Origin of the sequence: Streptomyces sp. SA15 (assembly GCF_002291145.1) — a bacterium.
Classification (GTDB): Bacteria; Actinomycetota; Actinomycetes; order Streptomycetales; family Streptomycetaceae; genus Streptomyces.
On the sequence record NZ_NTGE01000148.1, the window covers coordinates 1 to 10,557 of the forward strand.

Consider the following 10,557-nt stretch of genomic DNA (forward strand, 5'->3'; position numbering starts at 1 on the left):
CACGAGCCGACCGCGATCCCGTCATCCACGCACTGAACTGGTCGGCCTGGAGAAGACACCGCCAAGCCATGGCCCGCCGCTGCCACTACCGAAAACGCAGCTCAAGACACGAACCGCTGCTGGAGTACTAGGGCATGTATCGAAAGTGGATCTTGCAGTCCAGCGGTAGCCCCTGGTCTCGGGACGGGTCCCGGTGCTCGCCGGTACATTCCTCCCGTTCCCCGCGACCGCCTTCCTTCGAGCGGAACACACGCGAGTTGATCGCGAGGACCGGGGTGCCGACGTTGTGAGGGTGTGAGGGCGCGTGTCCACCAAATCCCTAGGCTGCCGAGCGTGAAGGACACCAGGGCATTCAGAGTGGCCGTAGCACAGACCTGGGCTGAGCTGGCCCGTAGGGGTGTGACCATCGAGCCAGCGACGCTGGAGGATGCCGTCGAACACGAGATCCGCCAGGAGGCTGACCGACTGGGCGTCCAAGTCAGGGCGGCATGGAAACATTTCAACGCCGCCGGGGTGGCCGACAGCCTCTCCCCCCGTTGGCGAACGCCTACTCCGGCGGAGAGCCCGCTGCGTCAACAGACGCCCGAAGACCGCGCGGGAGTCGCCGCAGAACGGATGAGGGCATGGGGACGCCCTGGTCGCACGGTGAAGCTCACCGGAGCGGGCGCGATGGTGTTCTTGATACTCGCCGCCTTGTTTGGCCTCATCCGGGCAGCGAACGAGCCCGGTCCTTCCCCATACGCAGTGGCCTTCGATGACTCCGTGGACTGCGACGATCCGCCCGACCTCATCCTCAGCATCGACACCGGCGAGCCAATGGTCTGCGTCGTCAGCCCCGTGAGCGTCTACGTCGAGGACCCCGATTTCGGGGTGTTCACCGAAGACGACGTCGATGACATCACCGCGACTTCGAAGTGGCTCGCCCAGGACGGCCACTTGAGTGCCGCGGACAAGCAGGTGGTTGAGAGAAAGGCCGAGGCCATCGGTGCGCGCCATGGATACCAGCACTCGAAGCCGCGAGATACCTGGACCGGCACGATTGCCATCATCTGTCTCATCGGCGCATCGATCTTGGGACTGCTGTACTGGCTCTGGGCGCTTGAATACATAGGTGTACCCAGCTGGCGCCTAAGAAAGACCGGGCATTGCTAGCGCCCTAGTCGGGGCCTCCGCGCGCGGCGCCCCATCCTCCGAGAAAGCCGGCACTCGCTTCAGCGACAGCCGCGCGGAACTCTTGCGTCATCAGGGTCGCCGAGCCGCGCTGGACGGGAGCCTCGCCCGGCTCCGCCGACACCCTGGCCACCGCGGCGCTCATCCGCTCGTACATCGCCGCGTCGACCACAGCGCGATGCTCCTCGGGGACCTCCCTGGTGTCCCGAATGGCGACCATCGTGCCGAAGCGGGTGCCGATCCACCCGATCGTTTCGGCCTTCCAGGCCTTCCAGTCCAGCTGCCGGGCCGCCTTGCGCATCGCGGCCCTGATCAGTTCGACTCCGCCGAGCCCGACGGCTTCCTCGTCGTCCAGGTTCACCTGGTAGGAGCCGCCGTAGCCGCCGGCCCCCTCGGGACAGGAACGGCGCAGCAACGGGACCATGGCCTCGGCCATGGCCATGCAGCGCGGGTCCTTCGAGTAGGAAGCCATCGGCGTCATCGTAGAACCGCCCGGGTGCCACGGACCGCCGTTCGGCGGGGCGTTCACTCGAAGAGGACCGTTCCGAGCGCGGCGCAGCCAAGTCCCGTGCGGAGAGCGGCTTCCCGGCGCCAAGGACAAGGAGTCCTTAAGGGCCGGCCGTACGCCTCCGTACATTCCTGGAAACCCTGATCCTGGACCGGGCGATGATCGCCTTAGACCGCGACGGTCCCGTGAGTCGGTAGAGAATGGAGACATCTGGGTGCGCGGCGAGCCGCCCGCGTGCGTTTGGGGAGGAGTGCCGGGATGGCGCTGGACACTGGGACCGGATCGGTGCGGGGGACAGTGAGGCGATCCTGCGTCCCCGGGACATCTACGCGGGGCTGGCCAACCGTCCGTGGCCCTATCTGCGCCACGAGCAGGGCGAGGTGCTGGACGAGTGGTTCGACCGCCGCAGGGATGACCGAGATGTCGTGATCAAGCAGAACACCGGCGGCGGCAAGACCGCCGTCGGTCTGCTGATCGCGCAGAGCACCCTGAACGAGGGCATCGGCAAGGCCGTGTACCTGGCCCCCGACAAGTACCTCGTGCGGCAGGTCCGCGAGGAGGCCGCCAAACTCAGCATCGCCACCACGGACGATCCGCAGGACCCGGCGTTCCTCGCCGCGCAGGCCGTGCTGGTGACGAACTACTACAAGCTGATCAACGGCAAGTCGGTGTTCGGCGTCGTCGGTGACGGACGCGAGCCGATCGATCTGGGAATCGTCGTCGTCGACGACGCGCACGCCGCCCTGGCGACGACGGAGGACCAGTTCCGGCTGCGGGTGCCCGCAAGTCACAAGGCGTACCAGGAGCTCCTGGACCTGTTCGCCGAGGACCTGCAGCACCAGTCGGCGAACGCGTGGGCGGAGCTACAGGACAAGGACCCCACTGCGCTGGCGCCCATTCCGTTCTGGGCGTGGGCGGACAAGCGAGCCCGGGTCATGGAGATCGTCCACCCCCACCGGTTCCACGACGACTTCAAGTTCGCCTGGCCGCTGATCGCCGAAGTACTGCACCTGTGCACCGCGACGGCGACCACGAAGGCCGTGGAGATCCGGCCCTCGTGCCCGCCGATCGACCGCATCCCGTCGTTCGTACGCGCACGCCGCCGCGTCTACCTCACCGCGACGCTCTCCGACGACAGCGCCCTCGTAACCGACCTCGACGCCGAGCCCGCCCTCGTAGCCCGCCCCGTCACGCCGGGCAGCGCGGCCGATCTCGGAGACCGGATGATCCTGGCGCCGGTCGCGCTCAACTCGGAACTCGACCCCGAGGCCGTACGGCTGCTGGCCCGCCAGTTCGCCAACGGAGACCGGGACGGCGACGGCATCGCCGAGGACAAGCCGGTCAACGTCGTGGTCCTGGTGCCCAGCGAGAAGGCCGCGAAGGCCTGGGAGAACCACGCCGACCGCACCTACCGCGTCGGCGACCTCGCCGTCGGCGTCAAGGAACTGCAGGCCGGCCATGTCGGCATGGTGGTCCTGGTCAACAAGTACGACGGCGTCGACCTGCCCGCAGACGCCTGCCGCCTGCTGATCCTCGACGGGATCCCGCGCCCCCTGGACGCGGTGGAACGGCGCGAGGCGGCCGCGCTGGCCGACAGCTCCGTCCGCCTGGCCCGGGAGGTGCAGCGGATCGAGCAGGGCATGGGCCGCGGTGTACGCGACAGCGAGGACTACTGCGCCGTGCTGCTGCTCGGGGCCAACCTCGGCGTCGCCATCCACGAACCGCGTCACCTGAGCCTGTTCTCGCCCGCCACCCAGGCCCAGCTCAAGCTCAGCAGCGACATCGCACGGCAGATCAAGGGCGAGGGCCTGAACTCCGTGCGCCAGGCCCTGCGGGCCTGCCTCGGACGGAGCCCCCAGTGGACCGAGCGCAGCCGCCGGGCGCTGGCCGAGGTGCGATACGCCCCGCACGGGACCGTACGCCCGGAGGCCGTCGCTCTGCGCGAAGCGTTCGACCTGGCAGCAACCGGACGGACCACCGCGGCCGCCGACCGCCTCCAGCGGACCGCGAATGACCTCGACGACCAGGCCCTGCGGGGCTGGCTGCAGGAACAGAAGGCCGCCTACCTGCACATGACGGATCCCGTCGCCGCACAGCAGGTGCTGACCCGCGCGCTGGACGAGAACCAGTTCGTCCTGAAGCCCGCGGGCGGCGTGGAGCCGACCCAGGTCAAGGCGGCGGCCGTGCAGGCCCGCGAGGCCGCTCAGTTCCTGGCCGCCGAGTACGGCGACGGCGTCAACCTCGTCCTCGGGGTGAAGGCACTGCTGGAAGAAGTGGTGTGGGGCGATGAGGACCGCGCCGACGACGCCGAACGGGCCTGGGAGCGCCTGGGCCGGCACCTCGGGTTCGTGAGCACCCGGCCGGAGAAGCTGTACGGCACGGGCCCGGACAACCTCTGGGCCCTCTCGGTCGCACGGCAGGCCGTGATCGAGCTGAAGACCGGGTGCGTCACCGACACGATCGCCAAGAAGGACGCGGACCAGCTCGGCGGCAGCATCCGCTGGCTCAACAAGAACAACCCCGAGGTCAAGGCCCTGCCCGTCATGGTGCACCCCAGCCGCGTCTGCGAGGCCAAGGCCACCCCGCAACCGGGGATGCGCGTGGTGACACCGGCAAAGTACGAGCTCCTGAAGCAGGCGGTCGTCCAGTACGCCGTCGCGCTCGCCAGTGACCTGGGCCGATGGGGCGACGAGCAGGCCGTCGCCGCGCAACTCGCTCACCACAAGCTCACGGGAGACCGCTTCTTCGACACCTACTCCGAGGCCGCCCGCACCAGCACGTGACCATGACGCACCCCGACCAAGCCGACATCAACCATCAACTGGTACGTTCGCGGAAGACTTGAAGGGGCACCCGCCGTCGACCGGCCGCTGCGCCTCTCTTCTTGCCCGAACGCTGTCGGCAGGGAGCGAGGCCGCTGGTACTGTCGCTCGTATGGACCAGAACGGATCCCCGGTGCCGCCCTTCGCCCCGGAGGAATATGCGCGCGTCGCGGCAGCCGCCGACATCGTCGGCAAGTCCCCCCAGGACTTCGTCCGCGAAGCGGCGCTCAAGGCTGCCGACGACCCGTTCCTCAAGGCCCTGGGCAAGACCCGCGACCGCGTCCCGCAACTCGCCGAGGTCTTCGCCACCCAGGACACCCGCGCCGCCGACACCAGCACGGCCGCGTGGCCCGACCCCGCGCCCCTGAGCAGCCGCGACCTGCGAGAGCTCCCGCGGCACGGTCACGCCGCGTGACCCGGTTCCTCACCCCGCAAGAGCTCCTGCAGATCGCACAGACCCTCCCGGGCGACCCGGCCTGTCTCGACCTGGGCGTGCTGGACGCCGCCTGCGCGCGGATCCAGGCCCACTACATGGGTCGCGACGTGTACGCGAGCGACTGGCTCAAGGCCGCGGCCATGCTGGAGACCATCGCGCTGCACGAGCCGCTGGAGGCGAAGAACGAGTTCTTCGCCTGGCTGGTCGCCGAGACATTCCTCAACACCAACGGCGTCACCCTGGATTACGAGCCGGAGGAAGCCCTCGCGCTCGTCATGCGCGCCAAGCACAAGGGCGCCCGTGTTCAGGAGGTCGCCGCGCAACTGCGCGCCTGGTCCACCGGCTGAGGCTGCCGGCCGGCGCCGGGGTTACCCGGCCCCGTCCTCGTCGGGCACCTCGAACGTAATAGCCTGCTCGTTCTCCGCCTTCTCCGCAGCACTCAGCCGCTCGATCTTGTACTTCTCGTCCAGGACGCAGGCCTCCAGCCCCCAGGACAGCGCGCGAGCCCGCATCCCGTTGTCCCCGGTGACCACCGTGACCGGCGCCGGGGCGATGGCCTGCCGCAGATAGCAGGCGCGCGCGACGATCTCGTCGTCGTTGTTCGGCAGCCGCACATGCCCGGGCTCGTCCAGCAGAACGTCGACGGCGGTGTCCCCGTTCACCACCGCGTGGCCGTCGGCCTCGATCCGGGCCAGCGTCTGCTCCAGGAGCGCGAAGACGCCGCGCGCCCGCTTCCGTACGCCTGTGTCGTGAGTCTCGTAGGACTTCTTGTCGATCTCGTCGAGGACGACACGCGGGATCATCACGGACGCGCCGCGACCGAAGAGCCGCGGCCACGGGATCTTGTCGAAGCGCATGTAGTGCAGCAGGTCGTTGGTGTCCAGCACCACCGTCCGCACCTGGTGGCGGGTGAAACGCTCCTGTGTCCGGCGCAGATCGTTGGCCAACTCCATGAAGTGGCTGCGCAGTTCCTGCAACTCGGTGTTCATCAGCACCGTGTGCCGGTCGGCAGTGAACTGACCGTGCATGATCGCGTTGTACCGCTCGCCCCGCAGCCGGGCCGCCACCGACCGGTCGGCGAACGCCTCCAGCAACTCGGTCCCGGCCTGAAGCGTCCACTGGTCGTACATGCGCAACGTCCGAGCGACGGCGTCCCAGTGTTCCTGGGGCATGCCGGGCACCGCATTGCCGACAACATGCGGTACAGAGTTCTGGACGTCGTTGAGCCCCTGGTCGGTCAGGCGCTCCACAGCGTGATCGCCTCAGCGCAGGTCGTTCCGGGCCTCAACAGCATGCACGTGCTCCTCACGGTAGGACCGTCCGTAACACCGGACGGGGCTGAGCTTAGGCTCCGTCGGGTGGAGACGTTCTGGATCACTGCGGCGGCGCTCTTGTGGGGTGCCGGCGCGGGTCTGCTCATACCGCGCGCCGCGTACCGGCTTTCCGTGTCGCCCGATGAGCCGTGGCGGGCAGCGTGTCCTGCCGGACACGCCTTCGCCGGTGCCGGGAAGGGATGGCTGGGGCGGGCCCGCTGCGCCGACTGCGACTCGTACGGCCCCAGCACGCCGGTCCTTGCCGCCGTCACGGCCGTGGTCTGCGTCGTTCTGGCGGCCGCAGTCGATGCCCGCCCCGAACTGGTGGTCTGGCTGGTGCTCGCCCCGATCGGCGTGCTGCTCGCCACCGTGGACTTCACGGTGGAACGGCTGCCCGACGTCGTCACCCTGCCGCTCGCCGCGATCACGCTGGGCCTGCTCGGTGTGGCGGCGCTGCTGCCCGGCACCGACGGAAGCTGGAGGAGCGCGCTGTTCGGCTCCCTCGCGCTCGGCGCCTTCTGCCTCGTACTCTTCCTGATCAACCCCGCAGGGTTCGGCTTCGGAGACGTGAAACTCGCCCTCACCCTCGGTGCCGTCACCGGCTGGCACGGGTGGGACATCCTCATCGCCGGCACCTTCGCGGGCTTCCTACTCTTCGCGCTGTACGGCCTCAGCCTTATCGTCGCGCGCCGTGCCGACCGCAAGACGGCCCACCCGCTAGGACCGTTCCTTCTGACCGGAGCCGAAGTCGGCGTGCTCCTCGGCTCCTTCGCCAGCTGATGAGGCGACTTCACACCTGGTGAGACTCAGACGCCGTTGCCTACGAGCTTGACCAGCAGTTCGGCATCACGCAGATCGGGGAGGACCACCTCTGCGTCGGCGTCACGGAGCGCGGCTTCGTCGCTTCGGCCGGTGGCTACGGCGATCACGCGCACTCCATTGGCGTGGGCGCCCTCGATGTCCGCCGGGGTGTACCCGATCAGCACGGCGCCGTCCGCGGTGGTGTGCGCACGCTGCAGGGCCAGGCGGAGAGGTGTAGCGCACGTCGTGGTTCTCCCCGTAGGCGCCCAACTCCCACAGGATTGGCTTTGACAGTGGTTGATGGGATCTGGCGCAAGTTCCGTGCGCCCGTTACGCGTTGCAGTTGTTGATCTCGGGTTGGGGGCGCCGGAAGTCGCCTTGATTTCGCTGCTCGTTCGGCTGACGGGCCCGAGATTCAGTCGTCGTGAACGAGGTGCCGCATCAACTGCAAGCCGTGCTGTTTCCATCGGTCTCCGGGATGGCGATCGCGTCGGTCGACGCCGACGGCGAAGCGATACGCATCGAGGCCCGGTGCACGGCGGCCGGCGCCGCCTGCCCGATCTGCGGCAGCTGGTCGCAGAGGGTTCACAGCTCCTACCTGCGGTTCCCGGCGGATCTGCCCAGCGCCGGCCAGCACGTCGTGCTGGCCTTGCGTGTCCGGCGGTACGTCTGCAGCACGCGGTCATGCCCGCGCAGGACGTTCGTGGAGCAGGTGGCGGGGCTGACCCGCCGCCACGGCCGGGTCACCGAACGGCTGCGCGCGGCGCTGGGCGCGATCGGGCTGGCGCTGGCCGGGCGGGCCGGAGCCCGGCTCGCGAAGCTGATGGGGATCACGGCCAGCCGCAGCACACTGCTGCGCCGGGTGATGGACCCGACTGAGCCGAGGGCGGTCGGGGTGGACGACTTCGCGCTGCGCCGCGGCCACGTCTACGGCACCGTCGTGATCGACGCAGAGACCCACCAGGTCCTCGACCTGCTGCCGGAACGGGACTCCGCCACACTCGCGCCATGGCTGGCCGCCCGCCCCGGCATCGAGGTCATCTGCCGCGACCGCTCCGGCGCCTACGCGGACGCGGCCAGCGCCGCCGCGCCCCAGGCCACACAAGTCGCCGACCGCTTTCATCTGTGGCAGAACCTCACCTCCGCGGTCGAGAAGACCGTCGCCGCCAACCGCTCCGCCTTGCGCGACCTGCAGCCCGACGCTCCGGAGCCGGAACCCGAGTGGGAGACACCCGCTCCCCCCGAACCTGGCAAGGAGGACGAAGAACAAGATGCGATGGGAAGGTTCGCCGAACGGGCCCGCGCCCACCATGCTATCGTCCATGAACTCCTCGGCCAGGGCATGGGAATCCGGCACATCGCCCGCCACCTGGGCTGGGGCCGGCACACCGTCCAGCGGTACGCCCGCGCCGCCCGCTGGCAGGACATGGTCAAGGGCCGCAAGCGCCAACGCTCCAGCAAGCTCGATCCGTTCAAGCCCTACCTCGAACATCGGTGGACCGAGACCGAGGGCGAGGTGACGGTCCTCGGCCTCCACCGCGAGATCACGGCACGCGGCTTCCGCGGCTGTTACTCCACCGTCCGCGACTGGGCCAGGCGGGCACTGCCGAAGAACAACGACGGCTTCACGCCCGCTCCACCACCGCCCTCGGTACGGCAGGTGACCGGCTGGATCACCCGGCATCCGGCCACCCTCAGCGAGGAGGAGAAGCTGCACCGCAAGGCGGTGCTCGACCGCTGCCCCGAACTGGCCACCGCGGCGGAGCTGACCAGCTCGTTTGCCGAGATGCTCACCACACTCAGCGGAACCCGCCTGCCCGACTGGATCACCGAGGCCACTGACGCAAACCTGCCTGGCATCAGCACTTTCGCCGTCGGCCTGCAAGGCGACTTCGACGCCGTAACGGCCGGGCTCACCACCGACTGGAACTCCGGGCCGGTCGAAGGCACAGTCAACCGGATCAAGATGCTCAAGCGGCAGATGTTCGGCCGAGCCGGACTGCCTCTGCTCCGAAAGCGCGTCCTATTGACCTGACACTCCGTAATCGGCTCACGGACCTTCGCCAGGCCCACAGGATTCCACCCTGGCCACTGTTCAAAAGGCCGCCGGGAAAAGCGAAGCGCCACACCTTCTCACGCCAGGTCGAGCCTCTCGCGGGCTCCCGTCACCCAGCGCAGGACGCCGTTGGAGTCGGTGTTCTCGGCCAGCTCGGCAGCCTCCTTGAGGAGTGCCGCAGCCTCGTCCCGCCGGTTCTGCTCGACAGCGAACTCGGCGAGCGTGATCAGATTTGCGGCCACCCCCGGCAGGAACCCGTGTTCGCGACGTAGACAGGTGGACTCCTCGAGGTGCGCCCGCGCCGCATCCAGCCGTCCAGCCATGTGCTCCGCGAAACCAAGGTGTCGAAGGGCGTAGGACATGGTCAGCCGGTCGTCGGCCTGGGTGGCGAGATCAAGAGCGTGCGTGAAGAAGGGCAGGGCGGTCTTCGTGTCATCGCGGACCACCTGATGGAACGTACCGGCCCAGAACAGTGCCTCCCCCTCCCCCCGCGCATCGCCGAGCCGCCTGTACAACTCTGCTGCGCGCTCGAACAGCTCCAGCTCCCGTGCGTCCTCGACCCGCTCCTCCAGGAAGCGGGCATGGACAAGACGGCCACGAGCCAGGGCAAGGTCTGCCTCGACCGCATCGAGACCTTGGTCGGCGGTGGCCAGTGCACCGGTGTCGCCGCCGAAGACAGCGCGCTCGTAAAGGAGTTCAGCCTGCTCGATTCGCGTATCCGCAGTCATGCCGCGATCGTACGATCATCGGCATCCCCTGCGGCGGTTAACTACAACGCCCCTCCGACAACACCACAACCTGCGAGCCGCTTCCCGCTCCTCCGGGAACGCGTCCTCCGCGCCTAACGCTCAGTAGTCAGCGCACGGAACTTGCGCCAGATCCCAGCTCACGCTGCCGAAGCCACACAGGATCGGGGTGTCGAGACCGAAGACCTGCAGCTTGAGTTCGGCGACGGCCCGGATGTTCCCCGGTGTGCGGGGGAGATCCGTGAAGTCGCCGACACTCCAGGCCACCGCGATCGCCTCGATGCTCACTTCGCTCGGCGCGACCCCGGCCACCGACGAGACGGACGAGCGCGTGCGGATCGAGGCCGAGGTGCCACCCACGATCGGCGAGGCCACCTTGGTGGGCCTCTTCCACCTGCTCATCCGGGGCGCCGACCGCTTCGGGCACAGCCTCCAGAAGGACGGCACGTCGGTGATCTGGGCCGAAGTCGACGCCGATGACACGCAGGACCGAGGTGAGTCGTGACCCCCTTACGCCCCCACACCGACATCCCTGAGCACGTCGCGCCCCTCCCACCTGCGTGCAGCATTGTCGGCAGTGAGCGTTTTCAGCGCGGCTACCGATCGGGTGACGCCGACGGGGTGCGCAACGCACGAGGCTCCCGTGCCGTTGGGGGAGGTGTTCGAAGTCTCAACCCACAGGCGCGGGAGCCGCGTTGGTTCCGT

11 protein-coding genes are annotated in these 10,557 nt (G+C 68.7%); 7 read left to right on the plus strand and 4 right to left on the minus strand.

The features are described from left to right. Positions 1-333 precede the first annotated feature (333 nt). A complete protein-coding gene (locus tag CLM62_RS49520) occupies positions 334-1,152 on the plus strand; it encodes a hypothetical protein (RefSeq protein ID WP_143659194.1) in 819 nt (272 codons plus the stop codon). 4 nt (positions 1,153-1,156) lie between these two features. Here the strand turns inward: CLM62_RS49520 and CLM62_RS33715 are convergent, their stop codons facing one another. Then, positions 1,157-1,642 carry a hypothetical protein gene (locus CLM62_RS33715; RefSeq protein ID WP_257004237.1) on the minus strand — a complete coding sequence of 162 codons (486 nt, stop codon included), beginning with the start codon at positions 1,640-1,642 and terminating at the stop codon, positions 1,157-1,159. Positions 1,643-1,878: 236 nt separating this feature from the next. Between CLM62_RS33715 and CLM62_RS33720 the strand changes: the two genes are divergently transcribed. From CLM62_RS33720 to CLM62_RS33730, 3 genes are all read left to right on the plus strand, one after another. Continuing rightward, on the plus strand, positions 1,879-4,461 hold the full coding sequence (locus CLM62_RS33720; RefSeq protein WP_095753690.1) for a DEAD/DEAH box helicase: 2,583 nt from the start codon (positions 1,879-1,881) through the stop codon (positions 4,459-4,461). A 151-nt stretch (positions 4,462-4,612) separates the two neighbouring features. Continuing rightward, a complete protein-coding gene (locus CLM62_RS33725; protein ID WP_095753691.1) occupies positions 4,613-4,915 on the plus strand; it encodes a hypothetical protein in 303 nt (100 codons plus the stop codon). Further along, a complete protein-coding gene (locus CLM62_RS33730; RefSeq protein ID WP_095753692.1) occupies positions 4,912-5,283 on the plus strand; it encodes a type II toxin-antitoxin system death-on-curing family toxin in 372 nt (123 codons plus the stop codon). The genes CLM62_RS33725 and CLM62_RS33730 overlap by 4 nt, the downstream gene beginning before the upstream one ends. A 21-nt stretch (positions 5,284-5,304) precedes the next feature. On the opposite strand, the gene CLM62_RS33735 is transcribed toward CLM62_RS33730, so the two are convergent. Then, on the minus strand, positions 5,305-6,108 hold the full coding sequence (locus CLM62_RS33735) for a PIN domain-containing protein (RefSeq protein WP_143659195.1): 804 nt from the start codon (positions 6,106-6,108) through the stop codon (positions 5,305-5,307). 186 nt (positions 6,109-6,294) lie between these two features. On the opposite strand from CLM62_RS33735, the gene CLM62_RS33740 reads away from it, so the two are divergent. After that, complete coding sequence (locus tag CLM62_RS33740; RefSeq protein ID WP_257004238.1) at positions 6,295-7,029, plus strand: A24 family peptidase; 735 nt, start codon at positions 6,295-6,297, stop codon at positions 7,027-7,029. A gap of 26 nt (positions 7,030-7,055) precedes the next feature. Here the strand turns inward: CLM62_RS33740 and CLM62_RS33745 are convergent, their stop codons facing one another. Continuing rightward, positions 7,056-7,517, minus strand: coding sequence for an HAD family hydrolase (locus CLM62_RS33745; RefSeq protein WP_095753694.1), 462 nt, complete (start codon positions 7,515-7,517; stop codon positions 7,056-7,058). Here CLM62_RS33745 and CLM62_RS33750 point away from each other — a divergent pair. After that, entirely contained in the window at positions 7,505-9,085 is a 1,581-nt protein-coding gene (locus tag CLM62_RS33750) for an ISL3 family transposase (RefSeq protein ID WP_257004239.1), read from the plus strand. The genes CLM62_RS33745 and CLM62_RS33750 overlap by 13 nt on opposite strands. 98 nt (positions 9,086-9,183) lie before the next feature. On the opposite strand, the gene CLM62_RS33755 is transcribed toward CLM62_RS33750, so the two are convergent. Further along, positions 9,184-9,834: a hypothetical protein gene (locus CLM62_RS33755; protein ID WP_095753696.1), complete on the minus strand. Its 651-nt coding sequence runs from the start codon at positions 9,832-9,834 to the stop codon at positions 9,184-9,186. 259 nt (positions 9,835-10,093) lie between these two features. On the opposite strand from CLM62_RS33755, the gene CLM62_RS33760 reads away from it, so the two are divergent. Next, on the plus strand, positions 10,094-10,357 hold the full coding sequence (locus CLM62_RS33760) for a hypothetical protein (protein WP_143659196.1): 264 nt from the start codon (positions 10,094-10,096) through the stop codon (positions 10,355-10,357). Positions 10,358-10,557 lie beyond the last annotated feature (200 nt).

Bases quoted from the DNA above. Each gene is read 5' to 3' on its own strand.
- CLM62_RS33715 (WP_257004237.1), bottom strand. From the start codon at position 1,642: ATGGCTTCCTACTCGAAGGACCCGCGCTGCATGGCCATGGCCGAGGCC.
- CLM62_RS33720 (WP_095753690.1), top strand. From the start codon at position 1,879: ATGGAGACATCTGGGTGCGCGGCGAGCCGCCCGCGTGCGTTTGGGGAG.
- CLM62_RS33725 (WP_095753691.1), top strand. From the start codon at position 4,613: ATGGACCAGAACGGATCCCCGGTGCCGCCCTTCGCCCCGGAGGAATAT.
- CLM62_RS33735 (WP_143659195.1), bottom strand. From the start codon at position 6,108: ATGCCCCAGGAACACTGGGACGCCGTCGCTCGGACGTTGCGCATGTAC.
- CLM62_RS33745 (WP_095753694.1), bottom strand. From the start codon at position 7,517: ATGGAAACAGCACGGCTTGCAGTTGATGCGGCACCTCGTTCACGACGA.
- CLM62_RS33755 (WP_095753696.1), bottom strand. From the start codon at position 9,834: ATGACTGCGGATACGCGAATCGAGCAGGCTGAACTCCTTTACGAGCGC.